Source organism: Thermosynechococcus sp. M98_K2018_005, from assembly GCF_015295825.1.
Classification (GTDB): Bacteria; Cyanobacteriota; Cyanobacteriia; order Thermosynechococcales; family Thermosynechococcaceae; genus Thermosynechococcus.
In genome coordinates this window covers 1-22606 of sequence record NZ_DVEH01000069.1, presented here as the reverse complement: position 1 = coordinate 22606, position 22606 = coordinate 1, and the positions used below count along the sequence as shown (strand labels likewise).

Sequence of the window (22606 nt, the reverse complement as noted above, 5' to 3'; positions counted from 1 at the left end):
GATGACTTGTTCAATCTTGCCTTTATTCTACAAAATTCTCTTCACCTAGGCCAATTGTATGATTAGTTACAAACTAGGCCTGTTAGCCCTATGATCGCGCACATTTGCGAGCCTCCAGCACGGCTGCATGTAAGGCTGCTTCCAGTTGATGGGTCAATTCCTGTGCCTGTTGTTTGAGGTTGCCCTCGCGCTCAGCGGGCGTCCAGAGGGGCGCTCCAATCCAAAGGGCCACTCGGGCACGAAACTGTGGCTGCGGCTCGTAAGCAATGCCAACGGGAAAAATCGGTAGGGGGCGATCGGCCTGCAAGACCAAGCGAGCCAAACCCAGCTTTAAGGGGCGCACCACCTGATCGCGGACAATCCCACCCTCGGGAAAGATCACTAGGGGCCGACCTGCGTTGAGAATCTCCAGCACATGGCGCAAACTACTAGGCTGAGGACGGTTGAGGTTTACGGCAAAGGCCCCTAGACGGCGGATAAACCAGCCCTGCACCCCGCTAAACTCGAGCGCATTGGTCATAAAGCGCAGCGGATAAGGCCACACCAAGGGCAAAATCACCGGGTCCCAACGGCTACAGTGCTTGGGGGCAAGCAAGAAATGCCCCTCCTTGGGCAACTGCTCACGACCGACAATCGTAATCCGCGAAAAGTAAAGGGGCAAAAATAAGCGATGCATTGGCCATAACCCCCAATAGAGCCACGGTGAGATGTGAGATGTGGTGGGTGCCGTTTTTTTGTGGTGCATCCGTTCTCCTCCGTAGCCGCCCCGACTACAATAGTAGGCCTGTAGCCCCTTGCCACTGTTGAGGAACAAGCCAATGTCGCAGCCGACCCATCGCTTTAATCTCCGTGTTTGGGGGCAGTTTTTGCGCATTGCCCAACCCTATTTCTTTCCCCGCGATCGCTGGGGCAGCAGCGTGATCTTTATTCTGCTGCTTTTTCTGGTGATTGCCCTGATGTTTGGCTTCCTCTTTGGCCTGACGGCAGCCGTGACCTTTGGCCTTAATGCCCTTGCCCCCGAACTGATGGGACAAATTGCCGGCGGCCTCATAGAGATGATTCAATCCCTGTGGGCACAGCCCCTCAGCCGCAGTATTCTGCTGGGGACGGTGATTGTCCCCTTAGGAATCTTTGCACTGCTGCGACAAGCCCTGATTCCCCGCTGGCAAGCGTGGGCACTGTTGGCATTACTCTTGATGCTCTCCCTGTCTGTGAGTGGCCTCAACGTGATTATTAGCTTTGTGGGGCGTTTCTTCCAGACGGCGCTAGCGGAAAAAAATTCCGAGACCTACTGGCGGTTTCTCTGGGTCTATGCCGGTGTGTTTGTCGTCGGCACACCCATTGTGGTGATCTATCGTTACGTGCGGGAATACCTAGGATTGCGCTGGCGGGATTGGCTTACCCGTCATTTTTTGGATCGCTACTTCCAGAATCGTGCTTACTACACCATCGAAAACCAAGGGGAGATTGATAACCCTGACCAACGGATTAGTGAGGATGTGCGCTCATTTACGCAAACGTCTCTCCAATTTTTGCTCATTATTCTCGGTGAAATTATTGACCTCATTGCTTTTAGCGGTATTCTTTGGAGCATTTCCCAAACCTTGACATTGACGCTGATTGGTTATGCTATTGTCGGCACTATTATCACCGTTTTAATTGGTCAGCGCCTAATTTGGCTGAATTTTAACCAACTGCGGCGGGAAGCGGATTTTCGTTATGGCCTTGTCCATGTGCGCGATAACGCAGAGTCCATTGCCTTTTATCGTGGTGAAGGCCAAGAGGCGGTTCAGGTGCGTCAGCGCTTTCTAGAGGTACTGCGCAACTTTAACCTTTTGATTGGTTGGCAGCGTAATCTTGAATTTTTCACCACTGCTTATAACTACTTTGTGGTAATTGTGCCGGCGGCGGTCGTTGCTCCCCGCTACTTTGCCGGTGAGATTGACTTTGGTGCGATTAGTCAAGCCAGCTTTGCTTTCTCTCAGGTGCTGGGGGCACTCTCAATTATTGTGAACCAGTTTACGAACCTCACGGGCTTTATTGCGGGGATTGAGCGTTTGGCGGAGTTTGATGAGGTACTGACAACTCCACCCCTGTCACCCCAGTCACAAATTCAGCTGGTGGAGAAGCCTTACATTGCCCTAGAACACGTGACTGTGGATACGCCAAATTTGGCACGGCGGCTGGTAGAAGATGTCACATTTGCCCTTGATGCGGGGGACAGTGTGGTAATTATGGGACCCAGTGGCGTCGGTAAAAGTTCGCTGCTGCGGGCGATCGCTGGCCTCTGGCAAAGCGGTAATGGTCGCATTATTCGTCCCCCAGTGGATCAAGTGCTCTTTTTGCCCCAACGTCCCTACATGGTGCTGGGCACACTGCGCACCCAACTGCTCTATCCCAGTGGCGATCTCCAGACGCCGGATGATGTGCTTTTGCACGCTCTTGCCGAAGTCAACTTGGCACATTTGCCGGATCGGGTGGGTGGCCTCGATGTTGAATTGGCGTGGGATGATGTGCTCTCCCTTGGGGAGCAGCAACGACTGGCGATCGCCCGCCTGCTACTGAATCATCGTCCCTACGCCATTTTGGATGAAGCCACCAGTGCCCTAGACTTGGCCAATGAAAAACGGGTCTATGAGCATATTCAGCGCATCACCCGCAACTACATTAGTGTTGGCCACCGCGAGAGCCTGATGCAGTACCACAAGTATGTTTTAGAACTCAAGGGCGATCGCGAATGGCAATTTTATGCGCTCAGTTAGGAATCGCCGTAGCGGCACACTGTTTTGATATTAACAAACTCCAACAGTCCTGCGCGTCCTAGCTCACGGCCATAGCCAGATGTCTTGATCCCGCCAAAGGGTAAACGTGGATCGGACTTGACCATCGCGTTAATGAAGACAGCACCCGCTTCGAGATCCCGCACCAAGATCTCCGCTTCATCGCTCTCCTGTGTCCAAGCACTGGCGCCTAAACCAAAGGGTGTCGCATTGGCCAGTTCGATTGCCGCAGCTAGGGAGGGTACCCGAAAGAGCATCGCTACAGGCCCAAATAGCTCTTGGGTAAACACGGGGTTATCTGGAGTCACCGCTGCCAACATTGTCGGCGCAAAGAAATACCCCTGCTGACAATGACTCGGGAGATGCAGAGAGCGGCGGTAAACTGCCTTGGCACCATGACTCAGGGCAAGTTCAATTTGGGCGTGGAGTTCATCACGGATGGCGGCAGTGGCAAGAGGCCCCAGTTGTGTGGTGGGTTCTAAGGGATCGCCAATCACCCACGTCTCGAAGGCGGCTTTCATTCCCTCAGCAAAGGTGTCATAGACAGCCTCATGGACAATAAAGCGTTTAGCAGCAATGCAGGATTGGCCATTGTTAATCATACGGGCTTGGACAGCGGTGGCGATCGCCTGAGGGATATTGGCACTGGGCATGACAATAAAGGGATCACTTCCCCCCAGTTCCAGAACGGTTTTCTTGAGGTGCTGACCTGCTGCTTGGGCTAAACTTTTGCCCGCTGCTTCGCTGCCCGTGAGGGTAGCTGCCTTAATACGCGGATCCGCCACCAGATCAGCAACGGCACTGCCGGGGATCAGCAGGGTTTGAAAGACCCCCTCAGGAAAGCCCGCTTCCCTCAAGAGCTGGGCGATCGCCAGCGCACACTGAGGCACATTAGAAGCATGCTTGAGCAGAGCCACATTCCCCGCCATCAAGGCCGGTGCGGCAAACCGAAACACCTGCCAAAAGGGAAAATTCCACGGCATTACCGCCAAAATAATGCCAAGGGGTTGGTAATGAATCGCGCTGTAGCTTGCCTCCGTGGGAATTAATTCAGACCGCAGGAAAGCCGCTCCCTGTTCGGCATAGTAACGACAAACCCACGCACATTTGTCAATTTCAGCCCGCGCCTCTGTAATTGGTTTGCCCATCTCAAGGGTCATGAGGCGAGCAAGTGCATCCCGCTGCTGTTGCAGGAGATTTGCTGTGTTTTCTAGCCACTGGGCACGCTGCTCAAAGGAGGTCAGGCGATAGGTCTCAAAGGTCGTCGCCCCTTGGGCAATAGCTCTCTCCACTTCCTCGGCCCCTAAGGGGGAAAAGGTTTTTAAGACCTCAGCAGTTGTGGGATTAACCGACGCGATTGCCATCATTAAATTTCCCTATCTGGCTGACGCCAGCGATCGCTAGCGCCTAGAACGTGGGTTCAGTATGCTAATTCTAGCGTTTGTTATAGTCCCCATCCTCTTGATGAATGGGGCGATTGCAAACCATCGTTGTGCATTCTCATCGCAGTTTTGGGGCGCGCTTTTATGGCAACCATTGTTGATATTGCAGTGAATACTCCCGGCTTTGCCACCCTAGTGACTGCTGTCAAGGTGGCCAATCTGGTAGAAGCCCTGCAATCGCCGGGGCCTTTTACGGTCTTTGCCCCCAATGATGATGCCTTTGCCAAGTTGCCCGATGGCACCATTACCTCCCTTGTGCAAAATCCTCCCCAGTTAGCACGGATTCTCAAGTACCATGTGGTTGCCGGTGCCTACACAGCCGCCGACCTGAAAAAGATGGGGATTGTCACTTCCCTCGAAGGTTCCACCATTCCGATTCATGGGGATAATCCCTTGGAAGTCAAAAACGCCACTGTCCTTGCCGCTGATATTGAAGCGGAGAACGGTATTATTCATGTCATTGACACCGTGATCTTGATGGGTCTGAATCCAGCCCACTCCTTTCAGGACACCAACATCCCCTACAAGGTCTAGGGCGTTAGCGAATTTCCCGCACCAAAAGCCCTTGGCGGATTTTCTCCTCCACAAACTGGCGGTAAAGCTCTAGCTCTTCATAGGTAACTTTGCCATCGGCGCGAATTTGTCGGTTGATTTGCACCGTTTCGTCGGCAGTCAATACGCCGTCCGCGATCACTCGCTCTAGGATTTGTTTTAGTTGGGCTAGTTCTGCTTTATCGGCCTCTGAGAGAGGGGTTCCATTGGGTTGATAACGTTCCATGGCACTCTCGCCTCAACAACCTCTCTACCCTATTCTCACCCTGCAACGTTGGGGTTGAGGGGCTAAGAACTTAAATTTTGATAAACTTTAGTTATGGTCTGAAAAGAATCTCCGACTCAAGCTGTTGGAACCAAACAATGCAAGTATCAGAAATGAAGTACGGCGAACGCGCCATTCAAGAAGGTCAACTGATTACATTTCCCAATCCGCGTCCCGGTCGGCAATACACCATTGAAATTACCCTGCCGGAGTTTACCTGTAAGTGTCCATTTTCCGGCTATCCTGACTTTGCCACGCTTTACGTTAGCTATATTCCCCATGAAAAGGTGGTGGAACTGAAAGCGATTAAGCTTTACATCAACAGTTATCGCGATCGCTACATTTCCCACGAAGAAGCTGTCAATCAAGTCCTCGATGATCTCGTAGCCGCCTGCGATCCCCTCTACATGAAAATCAAAGGGGACTTTGCCCCCCGCGGCAATGTGCATACCGTTATTACGGTCGAACACCATCGCCAGCCGAACAGTTCGTGCTAAAATTATAGATTGCAAGACTGCGGACGTAATTCAGTGGTAGAATGTCAGCTTCCCAAGCTGAACGTCGTGGGTTCGAGTCCCATCGTCCGCTTCCTCTAAAAAAACCAAAAATACGGTCCTCTGAGGGAGCGTCAAACGGTCTAGATTGTCCAACGGCTTCCAAAATTCAAACTCCTGAACAAAAAGGAAACCACTGCCTAATCAGTTCCTAGGCAAAGACTGCCGTGCGATTGCCATACACCAGAATCCGATTTTGCAAATGCAGCCGCACCGCCCGCGCCAACACCACCCGTTCTAAATCCTTGCCCTTGCGAATCAGATCCGCCACCGTATCGCGATGGCTAATGTGCACAACTGCCTGCTCAATAATGGGTCCTTCATCTAAATCTGCTGTGGCATAGTGGGCCGTGGCACCAATGATTTTCACCCCCCGCTCATAGGCACGGTGGTAGGGATTCGCCCCCGCAAAGGCAGGCAAAAATGAATGGTGAATGTTAATCACTTGGGGAAAGGCCTCAATAAATTCAGGACTGAGCACCTGCATATACTTGGCTAGCACCACCAGATCAATCTTGTAGTCTTTGAGGAGTTGCAGTTCCTTGGCTTCTGCGAGGGGCTTGGTCTCTGGGGTCACAGGGATATAATGAAAGTCAATGCCAAACTGCTCGGCAATGGGACGCAAATGTTCATGGTTACTGATAATCAAGGGAATTTCCGCAAAGAGATCCCCCGCCCGCTGCCGCAGCAGCAGATCCCACAGGCAATGATCTTGGCGGCTCACCCAAATGGCCAAGCGATAGGGAATATCCGATGCCCGCAATTGCCAGCGCACCCCCTGCCAACTGGCAAAGACCTTTTCCCGCTGCGCATAGTTGATGAAAGTCGTGGCAATTTGATCGCGGGGGATTGCAAAGCCCTCTAGTTCCCACTCGAGGCGGGAGAGAAAAATGCCTGCAACGGCATCGGTGTGGTGGTCCGCATGGACAATGTTCCCGTTGTAGCGATAGACAAACTGTGCCAACTTGGCCACTAGCCCCCGCTGATCGGGACAGGAAATGGAGAGGGTCATTGTCGGCATAGGCACACCGCAAGGCAGAGCAACCTGTATTCTACTACTGCGAATTGGCAGCAGCGCGATTTAAGACCTTGGCCAGATACTGCCCTGTGTAGGATTGGGGCATCAGTGCCACCGCTTCAGGGGTACCGACAGCAACCACCTCTCCCCCGCGATCGCCCCCCTCTGGCCCTAGATCAATAATCCAATCGGCACAGCGAATCACATCTAAATTGTGCTCAATCACCAGAATGGAGTTGCCCTTGTCCACCAGCCGCTGCAACACTTCGAGGAGTTTATGCACATCGTAAAAGGATAGCCCCGTGGTCGGCTCATCAATGAGGTAGAGGGTTTTGCCCGTAGCGCGGCGCGACAGTTCAGCCGCTAATTTGAGGCGTTGGGCTTCTCCCCCAGAGAGGGTGGGGGCGGTTTGTCCCAGTTTCAGATAGCCCAAGCCCACATCCACGAGGGTTTGCAGTTTGCTCACCGCCTTGGGGATATTTTCAAAAAAGGCCAGCGCTGTCTCGGCGGTCATATCCAAAACATCGGCGATCGAGCAGCCCTTGTACTTCACTTGCAGCGTATCGCGGTTGTAGCGTGTCCCTTTGCACACCTCGCACTGGACATAGACATCGGGTAGAAAGTTCATCTCAATGACATTGACCCCTTGACCACCGCAGGCTTCACAGCGGCCACCCTTGATATTGAAGGAAAACTGCCCCGGCTTGTAGCCCCGTGCCTTGGCCTCAACGGTTTGGCTAAAGACCTCACGGATGACATCAAAGACGCCAATGTAGGTAGCAGGGTTCGAGCGGGGCGTCCGACCAATGGGGGACTGGTCAATGACAATCACTTTATCAATGGCATGCAAGCCTTCGATGTGCCCCAGTTCCTTGGGAAGCGGCACACTGTGACCGAGATGGTGCTGCAGGGCAGGATAGAGCACTTCGTGCATGAGGGTGGATTTCCCCGACCCCGATACCCCCGTCAGACACACTAGCTTGCCCAAGGGAATTTCGACTGTGATGTCCTTGAGGTTGTTGCGGGAGACCTTTTTGAGAACGAGGGATTGGCCATTCCCCGGTCGGCGATCGCTGGGGGTTTCAATGCGCTTGCGCCCCGACAGATAAGCCCCCGTCAGGGAGTCGGGATGGTTGAGAATCGCCTCTAGGGTGCCTTGAGCCACAATCTGGCCGCCGTGAATCCCCGCCCCTGGGCCAATATCGACAATGTGATCGGCAGCGCGGATCGTGTCCTCATCGTGTTCGACAACAATCAGTGTATTCCCCAAGTCCCGCAGGCGAAACAGCGTTTGCAGCAGGCGATCGTTATCCCGCTGGTGCAGGCCAATACTGGGTTCATCAAGGACATAGAGCACCCCCGTCAGGCCAGAGCCAATTTGGGTGGCCAAGCGAATGCGTTGGGCTTCACCGCCAGAGAGGGTGGCCGCACTGCGATCCAGCGTCAGGTAATCCAACCCCACATCCACCAGAAACTGCAACCGCGCCGTCACTTCCCGCAGCGCCAGTTCCGCAATCTGCTGTTGGCGGGAGCTAAGTTGCAGCGATTGCAGCCGTGCCAAACACTCGCGAATCGAGACACTGGTGAGATCCGTGAGGCGATATTGCCCCAAGCGCACCGCTAGGGCAGCGGGTTTTAGGCGTTGACCGCCACAGGCGGGGCAGGTTTGGTTGACTTGGTACTCTTCCAGCTTTTGGCGGTAGGCATCGGAGGTGGCTTCGCGGTACTGCCGCTCCAAAATTGGGATCACCCCTTGAAATTGGCGGTAGTAGTCCCGTTTGCGATAGCGGTAATCAGCGGGGATGAGAATTGGGGTATCGGTGCCGTAGAGGATAATCTCCCGCTGCAACTCCGTCAGGTTGTACCACGGTGTATTGATGTCAAAGCCAAAGGCCTCGGCAATGCCACAGAGGAGAGCAAGGTAGTAGTCGTGTTCTTTCTCCGCCCAGGGGGCGATCGCCAGATAGACGGGTAGTGCAGGATTGGGGACAATCAACTCCGGACTAAATTTGCGTAAATAGCCCAAGCCATGGCACTCTGGACAGGCACCATAGGGGGAGTTAAAGGAAAAGAGCCGCGGGGATAGCTCATCCATCACTGCCCCATGCTCAGGGCAGGCAAAATTTTCAGAAAACAGGAGCGTTTGACCCTCCGCCTCGCCCTCACGGGACACCACACTGACCATTGCCGTACCATTGGCATGGTGCAACGCCGTTCGCAAGGCATCTCCTAAGCGTTCCTCAATCCCCGGCTTCAGCACAAGGCGATCGACAACAATTTCAATCGTGTGGGCATGGTTTTTATCCAGTTCAATGGCATCACTGAGGTCGCGCACCTCGCCATCAATGCGAACTCGCACAAAACCTTCACTGGCTAGACTCGATAGCAGCTTCTTGTGGGTGCCCTTTTTCCCTTTAACAATGGGAGCCAAGACTTGAAAGCGGGTCTGCGGCGGCAACTGCATCACCTGATCCACCATCTCATCAATGGCTTGGGGGCGAATCGAGCGATCGCAATGGGGGCAATGGGCTTCACCCGCACGGCCATAGAGCAGCCGCAGGTAGTCATAGATTTCCGTGACCGTGCCCACCGTCGAGCGAGGATTGTGGGAAGTGGACTTTTGATCAATGGAAATCGCTGGACTCAGCCCCTCAATGGCATCCACATCAGGCTTATCCAACTGACCGAGGAATTGCCGCGCGTAGGCACTGAGGGACTCCACATAGCGGCGTTGTCCTTCGGCAAAAATCGTGTCAAAGGCCAAAGAGGACTTACCGGAACCAGAAACTCCGGTCATCACAATCAGGCGATCGCGGGGGAGATCGAGGTCAATGTTTTTCAGATTATGCTGCCGTGCACCCCGAACCCGAATTTCACCCGTAGGCACTGGATCGCCCATGCTGCAAACTGCGAATGTTAAAAAACGTTACATTGAGGGTTATTATAGCAACGCTGCCAGCCCCGTTTGGCGCCACCCAATAAAAAAGCGGGGTGTGGTTTCCCCGCTGTGAGTGTGATTTAGGTGACTTGCGGTGACCCCAGTGAGTCTGAAGGATTCACCGATGAGTTGGGCTTAGTAGTCGAAGTCACCGCCCATGCCGGCACCGGCGCCCGCAGGATTGTTCTCCTTGGGTTCGGGTTTGTCAACGATGATGCACTCGGTGGTCAGCACCATACCGGCAATGGAGGCCGCATTTTGCAGAGCCGAGCGGGTGACTTTGGCAGGGTCAACGATACCAGCATCGAACATGTTGACATATTCATCTTTAGCGGCATCATAACCCACATCGAAGGGTTTTTCCTTGACCCGTTCGACAATAATGGGGCCGTTTTGACCCGCGTTTTCAGCAATGCGACGCAGGGGAGCGGTAAGGGCACGCTCAACAATGTTGGCACCAATCAGTTCTTCACCCGTGAGGTGCTCAGCCGCCCAGTTGCTCAACTGAGGCGCCAAGTGAGCCAAGGTGGTACCGCCACCGGGGACAATCCCCTCTTCAACGGCGGCTTTGGTGGCGTTAATCGCATCTTCCAGACGGAGTTTGCGATCTTTCATTTCAGTTTCAGTGGCAGCACCAACTTTAATCACCGCCACACCACCGGCCAGTTTGGCCAACCGCTCTTGCAGTTTTTCTTTGTCGTAGCTGGAGTCGGTTTCTTCGATTTGGCGACGGATTTGCTCGCAGCGAGCTTTGACCGCTTTTTCATTACCTTCGGCCACAATCGTGGTGTGATCTTTGGTGATGGTGATGCGGCGAGCTTTACCAAGCATATCCAGCTTGGCATTTTCCAGCTTCAGACCGGCATCTTCGGTAATCACTTGACCCGCTGTGAGGACGGCAATATCTTCAAGCATTGCTTTACGGCGATCGCCAAAGCCAGGAGCTTTCACCGCAGCCACATTCAAGACACCTCGCAGACGGTTGACCACGAGGGTCGCCAAGGCTTCTTTCTCGATGTCTTCAGCAATGATCACCAGCGGTTTACCGGCGCGAGCCACTTGTTCGAGGATCGGCACCAGATCTTGCACCAAGGTAATTTTCTTGTCGGTGATCAGCACGAAGGGTTCATCGAGCACCGCTTCCATGCGCTCGGTGTCGGTGGCAAAGTAGGGGGAGATGTAGCCCTTGTCAAAGCGCATCCCCTCAGTCACCTCGAGTTCGGTGGTCATGGATTTGCCTTCTTCGAGGGAGATCACACCTTCTTTGCCCACTTTGTCCATGGCGTCGGCAATCATCTGACCCACTTCTTCATCATTACCGGCAGAGATCGCCGCCACTTGGGCAATGGCTTTGGAGTCTTCCACCGGGCGGGCGTGTTCAGCAATTTTTTCGACAAGGAAGTGGGTGGCTTTATCAATCCCGCGTTTTAGGGCAATGGGGTTAGCACCGGCAGCAACGTTGCGCAGCCCCTCTTTCACCATGGCATGGGCAAGAACCGTTGCCGTAGTGGTACCGTCACCGGCAGCATCATTAGTTTTCGAGGCGGCTTGGCGGATGAGGGCGACACCGGTATTTTCAATGTGATCTTCGAGTTCGATTTCTTTAGCAATGGTGACACCGTCATTGACAATTTGGGGCGCCCCAAATTTTTTCTCCAGAACCACGTTCCGCCCTTTCGGACCAAGGGTCACGGCCACGGATTCAGCCAAGATGTCCATCCCTTTTTCGAGGGCACGACGAGCATTTTCGTTGTAGATAATGCGTTTCGCCATATGTGTTTCCTACCTCAATCGTTCAACAGTGATGAAAAATCGCACAGAAATGAAGGAGTGTCAGCGGCTTAGCCAACAATGGCCAAGATGTCTTTTTCCGAGAGGAGAACGTAGTCTTCGCCCGCCAGTTTCACTTCAGTACCGGCATATTTGGAGTACAGCACTTTGTCCCCCACTTTCACATCCATGGGCTGACGCTTGCCGTCTTCAGTGAGCTTGCCAGGACCGACGGCGGTCACTTCGCCCACTTGGGGTTTTTCACGGGCGTTGTCGGGCAGGAGGATGCCCCCTGCGGTACGTTCTTCACTTTCGCTGACTTTGACAAAAATGCGATCGCCCAAAGGCTTCACAGTTGAAACGCTTAGAGATACGGCTGCCATAGCGTACTGTTCTCCCACTTGTAAGAGTATGGATTGATAGCACTCACTGCACGGCTCATCGTGCAGTTTCTGGGGGGCAAGAGCATCACTTGCAATTGTTTAGCACTCTCACCCTTCGAGTGCTAATGTAGCGAGAGACGGTTAGCGATCGCAACTCCTGTTGCAGTACGGTTTTCCGAACGGAACGTTAGCTCTTTAGCCCCGTAGTCGCAATACCGCGAATCAGTTGCCGCTGACCCAAAATAAACATAATCATCACCGGCAGAGTGGCAATCACTGCCGCCGCCATCATCAACGGCCAATCATTGGTGAACTGCTCCTGAAAATTGGCCAAGGAAAGCTGCACTGTGATCAGCTCTGGCTTAGTGGTAAAGACCAAGGGCTTAAAGAGATCATTCCACTCCCCAATAAAGGTAAAAATAAAGAGCGTTACCAAGGCCGGTCGGCTCAGGGGCAAGAGAATATGCCAGAGCACTTGCCAGCGATTGGCCCCATCCAAAAGGGCTGCCTCCTCAAGGGCAACCGGCAATGTGAGAAAAAACTGCCGCATCAAAAAGACCCCAAAGCCGTTGGCCGCCGTTGGCAAGATCAAGGCGCCATAGGTATTGATCAGATGAGCCGCCTTGAGGATGAGAAAAATTGGGATTACCAAAAGCTGAAATGGGATCACCAGAGTTGCCAGCGTCAGCAGCAAAATCGTCTGTTGCCCCGGAAACGAAAGTCGGGCAAGGGCGTAACCCGCTAGGGCTGAGGTCACCAACTGGAGCGCCGTTACCGCCAAGGCCACAAACGTTGAGTTGGCAAAGGCCAAGATAAAGTGTCCCTGCTGCCATGCCGCTTGATAGCTCTGCCATGTCCAGCCTTGGGGCGGCAACAATTGGTTAGGTAAGGTTCCCGGTGGCCAGCCCGATGTACAGAGCACCACCAGTAAGGGGCTGAGAACCAGGAACGCCCCCAGTGTCAATAGGAGCGTTAAGGCTACCCTAGGAGCGACCACTGCCGGACATCCGTTTTAGCAAATCCACGAATCCTTTGACTTCTTCGCGGAAAAGGAAGCCCGCATAGGCCTCCATACCATGCTCGCCAATATCCAATCCCTCGATTTCCTCCTCCGGCGAAACGCGGATGCCAATGGTGGCATTCAGGAGTAGCCACACTGCGGTACTAAAGGCAACGGTAAACCCGCCCACCGCCAGCACCCCCACCAATTGGTGCGCCAACTGGGTAAAGTCACCACTCCAGAGCAATCCCTTGAGAGGCCCCGCTCCAGCTTCGTAAAAGCGCCCCGGTCCATCGGCAAAGAGACCCACAGCCAAGGTACCCCAGACGCCATTGACCAAGTGTACGGAGATCGCTCCCACTGGATCATCAATTTTCAGGCGGTCAATCGTCACCACCGAAAAGACAATTATGATCCCGGCAATCATGCCGATGAAGGCCGCACTCTCAATGGTGACAAAGGCACAGGGGGCTGTGATGGCCACTAATCCTGCCAAAATGCCATTGATGATCATCGAAAGGTCGGGCTTACCAAAGTAGAGTGTGGAAACCACCGTTGCGGTGACGCCTCCAAAGGCTGCTGCCATATTCGTGGTCACGACAATGTGGGCGATCGCCCCCGGATCTGCGGCCATCGTTGACCCCGGATTAAAGCCAAACCAACCCAGCCAGAGGATTAGACAACCTAGGGTGGCGATCGCAAAATTGTGTCCCGGGATGGCCGCCACCGACCCATCGGGCAGAAAGCGACCCAAACGCGGCCCTAGGAGAGCTGCCCCCATCAATGCTGACCATCCGCCTACAGAGTGCACCACCGTAGAACCGGCAAAATCCCACATGCCTAGCTTTTGCAGCCAACCACCACCCCAGATCCAGTGACCCGTAATCGGATAGGAAATCCCCACCAGCAGCAAGCTGAAGATAAAGAAGGCATAGAACTTAATCCGCTCCGCCACTGCCCCGGAAACTATCGTGGCTGCTGTTCCTGCAAACACCAGTTGAAAGAAAAACTTGGCAGAGAGGGGCACCGTCGCCCAACTCAAAGAATCATATACCCCCTGATAAGCTTCGTCAGTGGCTGGACTATTATCGGCACCCAGCAAAAAGAACCCACTGGTGCCAAAGACCCCATTGCCATCTCCAAACATCAGGGCAAAACCAATTGCCCAATAGGAAATACTCGAAAGAGCAAAGACAATCAGGTTCTTTGAGAGCAGGTTGACCGCATTCTTAGCACGGCAAAAACCCGTCTCCAACATCCCAAAGCCAGCATTCATGAAAAACACCAACACACCCGCAAAAATCACCCAGAGTGTGTCGAGCGCCACCTGCACCTTTTCCGGAACCGCTGCAGAGGCGGCAGTGTCTTGACCTAATGCGGCTGTTGCACTCAGCAAGCCAATCATTACCGCGAAAGTCAATAGTGTACGGCGAGTCGGCAGATAGAGAATCCGAGTTAGGGGGTGTTGAAGACGTAGCCCCCGGCGCAAGACAGAACGCAACTTCATAGGTGCAGATGTCCAATCTACAAAGAAAACAGTTGGAACTTGTAACCCCCGGCCAAAATCCCTAGGAAAATCTTAGGGGTTAGTTGCAAAGTTTGGCACAAATGAATTAATCATCCCTGAATCTACCCTTGGCGATATGTATTCCACAATACAAAAACTTGGGTCTCCCTACTCAATTTTGCATAGGGGGCAAGCTGTACCAGTTAGAGAAGTTGCAATTGTCCACCCTTGTGGAGTGTCCAGTGATGACTCATCTGCACGACCCAAATCCTGTCTGTGTCCGCCGCTGGGTGATGAGTTCTTGCCTTGTGGGTTTAGGATGTGCAAGCCTGCACTTGACTCCTGTAACTGCTCAAATTGCCGTTTATGAAGGGCGGCGTGTCAGCGGGGATGTTACGATGACACTTCCCGACGGCAGCACCTACAAAGGGGAATTGCTCAATGGTCGCTTTAATGGCCAAGGTATCCTCACAATGGCCAATGGCAACCGCTACGAAGGGGAATTTCGCAATGGCCGCTACCACGGTCAGGGGGTGCTCACCTATGCTGATGGGGGACGCTACGAAGGTGGTTTTGTGGATGGCATCTTCAATGGCAAGGGCACTCTCCAACTGGCCAATGGTCAACGCTACGAGGGCACGTTTCTCAATGGTCAATACCATGGGGAGGGGGTGCTCACCTTCCCCGACGGTACCCGCTATGAGGGGCAGTTTCTAGCGGGCAAGTATCATGGAACTGGAACGCTCTCCTTTGGAGATGGCACAAGCTATGCCGGACAGTTTCGCAATGGCTTATTTGAAGGAGAGGGGGTCTTTACGCTACCGGATGGCTCCCGCATTGTGGCCACATGGCGTAATAGTCGCCGCGAACCCCGCTAATCCGCTTCAATCAGGCTGTGAGTGATCCGCTGACGGCGGCGCTAAGTCCCTACGCCCGCTTTGGGGTGCGCCTTGGCCTTGAACCCATCGAAGCGCTGCTGAGTATTTTGGGGTCTCCCCAGTTACAGGTGCCTCTGATCCACGTTGCGGGGACAAATGGCAAAGGCTCAGTGTGTGCCTATTTGGACAGTGTTTTGCGGGCGGCGGGCTATCGCACGGGGCGTTATACTTCGCCGCATCTGTTGAGTTGGTGTGAGCGCATTTGTGTCGATGGTGAACCCATTGCCCCTGAAGTCTTTTTGACCTTAATTCAACAAATTGAAGCGGTACTGCCACAGGTGGCTTATCCTCCCAGTCAGTTTGAAGTGATCACAGCAGCCGCATGGCTGTATTTTGCCCAGCAGCAGGTGGAGGTAGCGGTGATCGAGGTGGGCTTGGGCGGACGCTTGGATGCCACGAATGTGTGTCGGCCTCCTTTGGTAGGTGTGATTACCTCTATTGGTTGGGATCATTGGCAACGGTTGGGTAATAGCTTGGGGGCGATCGCGGGCGAAAAGGCTGGAATTCTCAAGCAGGGTGTCCCCGCCGTTATTGGTCCTGTTCCCCCCGAGGCACAGGGGGTGATTGCCCAGCGTTTAGAAGCCTTGGCGTGCCCAGCAATCTGGCCAGAACCGGCACAGTGGTGTACTGACCGTGCTGGGTGGGCGACTTGGGGCGGCATCGAGTACCCCTTGCCTTTGGCGGGAGAGATGCAGTTAACCAATTCAGCGATCGCGATCGCCACCCTGCAACAGTTACAATCTCAAGGCTGGCAGATTTCCCGAGAAGCGATTCAACAGGGAATGGCACAAACCCGCTGGCCGGGACGACTGCAATGGTTACAGTGGCAAGGTCGAAAACTGCTCATTGATGGTGCCCACAATGCTCCTGCGGCTGCCTACCTACGGCAATACGTGGATCAACTGGGCTGGGTAGAGGTGACTTGGGTGGTGGGGATGCTAGCCAATAAGGATCGTGAGGGGATTCTCAAACATCTCCTGCGAAGGGGCGATCGCCTGTGGTTGGTGCCCGTACCGGATCACGCTAGCGCTGACTTAGAGGACTTGAAGGCACTTGCCTACACCTGTTGCCCTGAGTTAAGGGAATGCCGCCTTTTTAAGGAGGTGACTGAGGCACTCGATAGGGCGGGCGATCGCTGTGTGGTTTGTGGCTCCCTTTACTTAATTGCTCGCGTTTTGGGGGCGATCGCAAGCAACGATTCTCAAGCAACTAGACTGTAGAAAACTGGTGGTGCTCAGTGAGACAAGTCAGTTCCATTTGAAGACAGCACTGACGTCTCGTCTGGGATCTGGTCGCAATGTCAAAAAGAGCCGATATTTATGTGGGACACTCGCTTTCAAGGAGACACTTATTTCTACGGCACGGAGCCAAACGACTTCCTCAAAGCCCATGCCCATGACTTTGTGCCCCAAGGACAAATTCTCTCCCTCGCCGAAGGGGAAGGGCGTAATGCCGTCTATCTTGCTCAACAGGGATATGCCGTCACGGCTGTGGATGCCTCCCAAGTGGGACTGGTAAAAGCCCAGCGCCTTGCTCAAGAACGGAGAGTCTCCATTACCACCCATCACTGTGATCTGCGGGATTTTGACCTGGGTGAAAATGTCTGGGATGGGATTATTGCTATTTTTTGCCATCTGCCGCCAGAACTGCGCACATTAGTCAACCAGCGCATTGTCAAAGCCCTCAAGCCCCAAGGCCTCTATCTCAGTGAGACCTACAGCAAGAAACAACTGGGGATGGGCACAGGGGGACCCCCCACCCTAGAACTGCTGCATGATTTAGAGGAAATGAAAAGAGAACTGACGGGTCTAGAGTGGCTCCATGCCGCTGAAATCCAGCGGGACATTCATGAGGGCCAAGGCCATCGTGGGCGAGGCTGGGTGATCCAACTGATTGGCCGCAAGTTCCCCTCCCTCACCTAATTGCAGCCGCAAGGGGAAGGGTAAAATCAAGGTAATGTTGTCCTACTACTATGCCACCGCGACGCACCCGTAGCCAAGTCGTTATTCTCGATGCCCTTAAAGCCAGTGGCCGATCGCTCTCGGCGCAAGAGCTTTTTTTAGAACTGCGGCAACGACATACGCCCCTGGGTCTGGCAACGGTTTATCGCACCCTCGATCATCTACGCATCAATGGTGAAGTGCAAGCCCGCCCCTTGCCGAGCGGCGAACTGGTCTATAGCTTGGTGCAGCAGGATCAGCACTATCTCACCTGTTTGCAGTGTGGCACGTCAGTAACCATTGATCACTGTCCAGTAGAGCATCTAGAAACTGAGCTACGGCAGTCCCACCATTTTGAGATTTTCTACCATACCCTTGAGTTTTTTGGTCTCTGTGCCAAGTGCCAAGTGATGGCGCAGCGCTGAAGCGGTATTCTGGATCAGGCGGGTCTTCGGAAAGTGGTGTGATTGAATTTGCCAACTGTGCTTGGACTCGGGCAATCGCCCAAGGCTGGGAAAATCCCTATCGCGTTCGCTATGCCAGCAATTTAGACGATGGCCCTTGGCATGGGATGCCCCTTGGTGGCTTTGGCGCGGGCTGTATTGGCCGTTCCACCGCCGGCGACTTTAACCTTTGGCACCTTGATGGCGGTGAGCACCTCTTTGGTACCCTGCCCGCCTGTCAATTTAGTCTTTTTGAGCAGGGAGAGCAGACACAGGCCTACGCCCTAGGGACTCAACCCAACGATGGCCGCCTCAGCACTTGGCAATGGTATCCGGCTGGCAAAGGTCTCTACGCTGCCCGCTATCCCCGCAGTTGGTTTGTTTATGAGGGGGTCTTTAGCGCCCAGATCACCTGCGAACAGTTTTCACCAATTCTGCCCCACAACTACCAAGAAACCAGTTACCCCGTGGCGGTGTTTCTATGGACGTTCAGCAATCCCACGGATCAGCCCCTCACGCTCAGCTTGATGTTCTCGTGGCAAAATACCGTCGGTTGGTTTCGCAATACCACGCCTTCCTCCGCCATTGAAATCCGCGATGATGGCAGCCCCGTCTATACCTACACGCCCCGCTGGAGTGAAAGTGACGGGAATTTTAATGAATTGATTCAAACGGCGTCCTACCAAGGTTGGCGACTGCGCCGTACGCCCCACCCGAACCCACCCCAAGAAGGCGATGGCGAATGGGCAGCATTGGTTCCCACGGGCCTTGGTGAGTTTTTTGGCTGTAGCCGCTGGCAGCCAGAGGGGAATGGGGCAGAACTGTGGCAATCATTTTCTGGGGATGGTTCCCTACCTATTGTCAATGATCCAACTCCAGCGGCAGCGGGAGAACAGGTGGCCGCCGCTTTTGCCCTGCGTTTTTCCTTGGCACCTGGGGAAACAAAACAAATTCCTGTGGTTTTGGCGTGGGACTTTCCCGTGACCGAGTTTGGCAAGGGGGTGATCTATTACCGTCGCTACACGGATTTTTGCGATCGCTCGGGGAGCAATGCCGTCACCCTTGCCGCCCAAGGCCTCGCCGCCTATGCCCAATGGCAGGAGCAGATTCGCACTTGGCAAGCCCCGATTCTCAGCCATCCCGATTGGCCCGACTGGTTCAAGATGGCACTGTGTAATGAGCTATACGTTCTCAGTAGCGGGGGGAGCCTCTGGAGTGCGGCCAGCGATCGCGATCCGGTGGGGCAGTTTGCGGTTCTCGAATGCCTTGACTACCGTTGGTATGAAAGTCTCGATGTGCGCCTCTATGGCTCCTTTGCCCTGCTGCAACTGTGGCCAGAACTGGAAAAATCGGTGATGCGTGCCTTTGCGCGAGCGATTCCGACAGCGGATGCAACTCTGAGAATTATTGGCTACTTCTATCGCGGCGATCCCGAAACCGCCTACAAAGCGCCCCGCAAACTGGCCAATGCTGTACCCCACGATCTCGGTGCCCCCAATGAGCATCCTTGGGAAAAGACCAACTACACAGCCTACCAAGACTGCAATCTCTGGAAAGACTTGGCCTCGGATTTTGTGCTCTTGGTCTATCGGGACTTTTTATTTACTGGGGGGACAGATCTCGACTTTGCCCGTGAGTGCTGGCCGGCTGTGGTGGCAGCCTTGGCCTATTTGAAACAATTTGACCACGATGGCGATGGCCTGCCAGAAAATGGCGGTGCCCCGGATCAAACCTACGATGACTGGAAATTACAGGGGGTCAGCGCCTACTGTGGTGGCCTGTGGTTGGCAGCCCTCGAGGCGGCGATCGCCCTCGGCACGATTCTCCAACAACCGCAGGTGGAGACCTACCGCCAGTGGCTCAAGCAAGCTCGCCCCCGCTACCATCAACTGCTGTGGAATGGTGAGTACTATCGTCTCGATACGGGCAGTGGTTCCGATGTGGTCATGGCGGATCAACTGTGTGGCCAGTTCTATGCCCAACTCTTGGGTTTGGCGGATATTGTCCCCTCGGACTGTTGCGATCGCGCCCTGCGGAAAATTTACGACACCTGTTTTCTGGAATTTCACAATGGCCAGTTTGGCGCCGCCAATGGTCTCTTGCCCAACGGTCAACCCGAAAACCCCCACGCTACCCATCCCCTCGAAGTCTGGACAGGGATTAACTTTGGCTTGGCCGCCTTTTTGTGGCAGCGGGGAATGACCCACGAAGCATGGCGCTTAGCCGAGGTGGTGGTACGCCAAATCTACGAGAATGGCCTACAATTTCGTACGCCGGAGGCGATTACCGCCAATGGTACCTTCCGTGCCTGTATGTATCTACGCCCCATGGCCATCTGGGCACTGGCACTGGTGAGTCGGAGATCACAACTCAATTAAAATTTTTGTAGTTTAGTTTACAATGTTTCGATTTGTGAACCCGTCACAATGGTGACCAATGGGCTGCCCGTCTATGATAGGGGGTAGCGCGTCAACAGCCACTTCTTCAGATAACCTATGGATAACCTCAGCCAACGTTACCTACGTCTGTGCCAAGCCTATAGCCAACTGGCAGAACGCTATACCAAACTTGATATTGACCACATGACGCTGCGGGAAAAGCTCGTTCCTTTTCTGATGGCGTTCAAATACTACAAACAAATGACAGAGCAGCTCACGGCTGAAAAAGAGGCGATGCAGCGGGAACTCAATGATTTGCGCGATCGCTACCAATTGCTCGTGAGTCAAAACGGTAGTGCGCTCGCCAATGAGGAACTCCTCACTGCCCTTGCTGAAGCCGAGGAGCAAATGGGACTCATTGAAGAAACCCTGAGGGAACAGGAGGCTGACCCCGATCCCAACCTGCTTCCCCTTGAAAAGCAATTGCTGGAAGAATATACAAGGGGCAGTGGTGATTTTCAGGCCTTGCTCCCGCAATCGTCGAGTCACTCCGGGGTTATTGCCTAGATGCTCTGGCCAGCCAGTGAGGAATTTGCTGCCCTCTGTCGTACCCAATTAGAACTCGTTGTTAACAGCTTGGGCGCCTCTTCACTGGCGGTCTATCTTAGTGAAACCCTCAACGACTCCCCCTCATGGTCTCCCGTCGCTGTCTATCCAGAGGCAGCACCTCCCCTGAGCTTACCGCTTCCGCCGACACTTCCACCGCCAACGCAAGCAGCAGAGACCCCTTTAGGCCATCGCCCTCAACAGGTCGTCTCGTCTTTGGCCAATCAACTGATCCTGCCCCTGATGTACCAAAATTGGGTCTTGGGGGTATTGGTGGCACAGCGGCAACACCGCCCTTGGCTGGCCGCAGAGCAGGCACAATTGCAACAGGTGGCACAAACACTGGCGATCGCCTGCGTCTTGGATCAACGGCAACAATGGCTCAGCCACTCCCCCGCCAACCCACTGGATCAACAGCAACGGCGCTTTGATGATCTGCTCCATCAACTGCGCAATCCCGTGGCTGCCATTCGCACCTTTGTCAAGCTCCTGCTCAAACGGTTGGAACCTGATCACCAGGGGCACCCCCTCGCTGAAGGTATTGCCAAGGAAACAGAGCGGTTGATGGCATTGTTGGAGGACTATCGCCAACAGCGCACCGATATTCCCGCCCTCACGGGCAGCCAGCCCCTACCCCTTGCAGGTAAACCCCTCGATCTAGCTGAAACCCTCTCGCCCCTGATCAGCGCTGCCCAAGCCCGTGCGGAAATGGAGGGCAAAACCTTTGTGGTGGAGATACCGCCCCAACTGCCCCCCATCTGGCTAGAGGAACGAGTGCTTCAGGAAGTCATGGGCAATCTGCTGGATAATGCCTTTAAGTACACCCCGCAAGCGGGCACCATTGGTCTACGCTTGACGCTCACGTCCCCCGCCTTAGAATTAACGGTTTGGGATACAGGCTGTGGCATTCCCAAGGAGGTGCAGCCGCGTCTTTTTAAACGGGGGTACCGGGGGATTCAAGCGGACAGCGAGATTGAGGGCAGTGGTCTGGGCTTGGCGATTGCTCAGGATTTGCTCCGTCCCTATGGTCTGAGTCTGCGGGTCACGAGTCCCTACGAGGGCGATCGCGGTACGGCCTTTACCTTGACGATTCCCTTGCCAATGAAGGTGAAACAATGAGTGCTCTGAAACAGCGTCTCGCCAAGATCAGCAGTCAGGGGCATCAATTCCTTGTGGTGATCTTTGGCCTACCCCTATTGATCTCGGCCACAACGGGAATTGCCCATCGTCTTGGGCGCAGTTGGTTTGGGCTATCTAAAGACTTTGGGCGAGCGATGATGACCCTTCATGAAGGCCGCTATCTGGGGGAATGGGGCGTGCCGCTCTATGTGTTGGTCACTGGTCTGGGCTTGCTGGGAATCATTGCCACGGGTTTGGGTCTCCTGTGGGGGCGATCGCTCCCTGCGCAGTGGTCCGCGCGGCGGCTGCATCATCTTTTGGCTGCCATTGCAGCATTGCCCTTGCTCGTGAGTGCCACGACGGGGATGGCCTATCGCCTTAGCCGGAACTGGTTTGGCCTCTCCAAAGAACAGGCGGCGATTTTCCTGAGCCTGCATCAGGGAACCTATTGGGGAGAGGTGGGGCGTCCCTTTTATGTTCTTTTGGTGGGTCTGAGCTTGCTGACACTTCTAGCCACGGGACTCTCGATGTTGACTCTCCTGCGACGGTTGCCTCTCTGGCGTCCTAGGGTCACCCCAGAGACCTAGCTGCGCAATGTTACAAACTATGAGCAAGCGTTGCCAAAGGTAAGCGCCTATGGAGTAATAAATACAGCACTTGATCGCGACTGTTATTCCACAAAGGAGTTGTTCATGGCGCTGACCGATACCCAAGTTTACGTTGCTCTTGTGATTGCTCTGCTGCCTGCAGTGCTGGCATTTCGCCTTTCCACTGAGTTGTACAAGTAGTCGTCACAGTTGCTATCCACTGGCTGCATTACTTCATTTCTCCAAACTAAAATTTATCAGGCGGTTCCTAATGTTGTTGCTGACACAAAGGGACTGCTTTTTTCTTCATCCTACCGTTGCTTTTAGCGCCGCTTTCCCATGGATAGCGGATGCTCAAGACCGTGAGTTGCGATCAAGCAAGGATT

General features: G+C 54.1%; 21 protein-coding genes and 1 tRNA gene. 13 read left to right on the top strand and 9 right to left on the bottom strand.

Annotated elements, in window-relative coordinates; genetic code table 11:
- Positions 1-88: 88 nt before the first annotated feature.
- Positions 89-745: a lysophospholipid acyltransferase family protein gene (locus IGQ15_RS09250; protein ID WP_297051088.1), complete on the bottom strand. Its 657-nt coding sequence runs from the start codon at positions 743-745 to the stop codon at positions 89-91.
- A gap of 73 nt (positions 746-818) precedes the next feature.
- On the opposite strand from IGQ15_RS09250, the gene IGQ15_RS09245 reads away from it, so the two are divergent.
- Positions 819-2762, top strand: a complete 1944-nt coding sequence (locus IGQ15_RS09245) for an ABC transporter ATP-binding protein/permease (protein WP_297051086.1) — start codon at positions 819-821, stop codon at positions 2760-2762.
- On the opposite strand, the gene IGQ15_RS09240 is transcribed toward IGQ15_RS09245, so the two are convergent.
- The gene (locus IGQ15_RS09240; protein ID WP_297051084.1) at positions 2759-4144 is read right to left on the bottom strand and encodes an NAD-dependent succinate-semialdehyde dehydrogenase; all 1386 of its coding nucleotides are present in this window, start codon (positions 4142-4144) and stop codon (positions 2759-2761) included. The two genes, IGQ15_RS09245 and IGQ15_RS09240, sit on opposite strands and share 4 nt — an antisense overlap.
- Before the next feature lie 162 nt (positions 4145-4306).
- Here IGQ15_RS09240 and IGQ15_RS09235 point away from each other — a divergent pair, with 162 nt between their 5' ends.
- Positions 4307-4756, top strand: coding sequence for a fasciclin domain-containing protein (locus tag IGQ15_RS09235; protein WP_297051082.1), 450 nt, complete (start codon positions 4307-4309; stop codon positions 4754-4756).
- A 4-nt stretch (positions 4757-4760) separates the two neighbouring features.
- On the opposite strand, the gene IGQ15_RS09230 is transcribed toward IGQ15_RS09235, so the two are convergent.
- Positions 4761-5000 (bottom strand): hypothetical protein, encoded by a 240-nt coding sequence (locus tag IGQ15_RS09230; protein ID WP_297051080.1) that lies wholly within the window; start codon positions 4998-5000, stop codon positions 4761-4763.
- A 137-nt stretch (positions 5001-5137) separates the two neighbouring features.
- Between IGQ15_RS09230 and queF the strand changes: the two genes are divergently transcribed.
- Both queF and IGQ15_RS09220 read left to right on the top strand, forming a co-directional pair.
- On the top strand, positions 5138-5536 hold the full coding sequence (queF, locus tag IGQ15_RS09225) for a preQ(1) synthase (protein WP_297051078.1): 399 nt from the start codon (positions 5138-5140) through the stop codon (positions 5534-5536).
- Between the two features lie 19 nt (positions 5537-5555).
- Positions 5556-5627, top strand: a tRNA-Gly gene (locus IGQ15_RS09220).
- Between the two features lie 117 nt (positions 5628-5744).
- Here the strand turns inward: IGQ15_RS09220 and purU are convergent.
- The 6 genes from purU to amt form a co-directional block, all read right to left on the bottom strand.
- On the bottom strand, positions 5745-6620 hold the full coding sequence (gene purU / locus IGQ15_RS09215) for a formyltetrahydrofolate deformylase (protein WP_363315834.1): 876 nt from the start codon (positions 6618-6620) through the stop codon (positions 5745-5747).
- 28 nt (positions 6621-6648) lie between these two features.
- Positions 6649-9510, bottom strand: a complete 2862-nt coding sequence (gene uvrA, locus IGQ15_RS09210) for an excinuclease ABC subunit UvrA (protein ID WP_297051074.1) — start codon at positions 9508-9510, stop codon at positions 6649-6651.
- Positions 9511-9684: 174 nt separating this feature from the next.
- Entirely contained in the window at positions 9685-11322 is a 1638-nt protein-coding gene (gene groL / locus IGQ15_RS09205; RefSeq protein ID WP_297051072.1) for a chaperonin GroEL, read from the bottom strand.
- Positions 11323-11390: 68 nt separating this feature from the next.
- Positions 11391-11702, bottom strand: coding sequence for a co-chaperone GroES (gene groES / locus IGQ15_RS09200; RefSeq protein ID WP_149820030.1), 312 nt, complete (start codon positions 11700-11702; stop codon positions 11391-11393).
- A gap of 187 nt (positions 11703-11889) precedes the next feature.
- Complete coding sequence (locus IGQ15_RS09195) at positions 11890-12699, bottom strand: carbohydrate ABC transporter permease (protein ID WP_297051070.1); 810 nt, start codon at positions 12697-12699, stop codon at positions 11890-11892.
- A complete protein-coding gene (gene amt / locus IGQ15_RS09190) occupies positions 12686-14209 on the bottom strand; it encodes an ammonium transporter (RefSeq protein ID WP_297051068.1) in 1524 nt (507 codons plus the stop codon). The genes IGQ15_RS09195 and amt overlap by 14 nt, the downstream gene beginning before the upstream one ends.
- A 245-nt stretch (positions 14210-14454) precedes the next feature.
- Between amt and IGQ15_RS09185 the strand changes: the two genes are divergently transcribed.
- From IGQ15_RS09185 to psaM, 9 genes are all read left to right on the top strand, one after another.
- Positions 14455-15087, top strand: a complete 633-nt coding sequence (locus IGQ15_RS09185; RefSeq protein WP_297051067.1) for a 2-isopropylmalate synthase — start codon at positions 14455-14457, stop codon at positions 15085-15087.
- Between the two features lie 17 nt (positions 15088-15104).
- The gene (locus tag IGQ15_RS09180; RefSeq protein WP_297051064.1) at positions 15105-16367 is read left to right on the top strand and encodes a folylpolyglutamate synthase/dihydrofolate synthase family protein; all 1263 of its coding nucleotides are present in this window, start codon (positions 15105-15107) and stop codon (positions 16365-16367) included.
- 99 nt (positions 16368-16466) lie between these two features.
- Positions 16467-17069 carry a class I SAM-dependent methyltransferase gene (locus tag IGQ15_RS09175; RefSeq protein ID WP_297051062.1) on the top strand — a complete coding sequence of 201 codons (603 nt, stop codon included), beginning with the start codon at positions 16467-16469 and terminating at the stop codon, positions 17067-17069.
- Positions 17070-17119: 50 nt separating this feature from the next.
- Entirely contained in the window at positions 17120-17512 is a 393-nt protein-coding gene (locus tag IGQ15_RS09170; RefSeq protein WP_297051060.1) for a transcriptional repressor, read from the top strand.
- A gap of 38 nt (positions 17513-17550) precedes the next feature.
- Complete coding sequence (locus IGQ15_RS09165) at positions 17551-19908, top strand: GH116 family glycosyl hydrolase (protein ID WP_297051059.1); 2358 nt, start codon at positions 17551-17553, stop codon at positions 19906-19908.
- Positions 19909-20025: 117 nt separating this feature from the next.
- Positions 20026-20475 (top strand): hypothetical protein, encoded by a 450-nt coding sequence (locus IGQ15_RS09160; protein WP_297051056.1) that lies wholly within the window; start codon positions 20026-20028, stop codon positions 20473-20475.
- The gene (locus IGQ15_RS09155; RefSeq protein WP_297051054.1) at positions 20476-21633 is read left to right on the top strand and encodes a HAMP domain-containing sensor histidine kinase; all 1158 of its coding nucleotides are present in this window, start codon (positions 20476-20478) and stop codon (positions 21631-21633) included. It begins immediately after the preceding gene.
- Positions 21630-22220, top strand: coding sequence for a PepSY domain-containing protein (locus tag IGQ15_RS09150; RefSeq protein ID WP_297051052.1), 591 nt, complete (start codon positions 21630-21632; stop codon positions 22218-22220). Before IGQ15_RS09155 ends, IGQ15_RS09150 begins: the two co-directional genes overlap by 4 nt.
- 105 nt (positions 22221-22325) lie before the next feature.
- Positions 22326-22421 (top strand): photosystem I reaction center subunit XII, encoded by a 96-nt coding sequence (gene psaM, locus IGQ15_RS09145; protein ID WP_011056052.1) that lies wholly within the window; start codon positions 22326-22328, stop codon positions 22419-22421.
- Positions 22422-22606 lie beyond the last annotated feature (185 nt).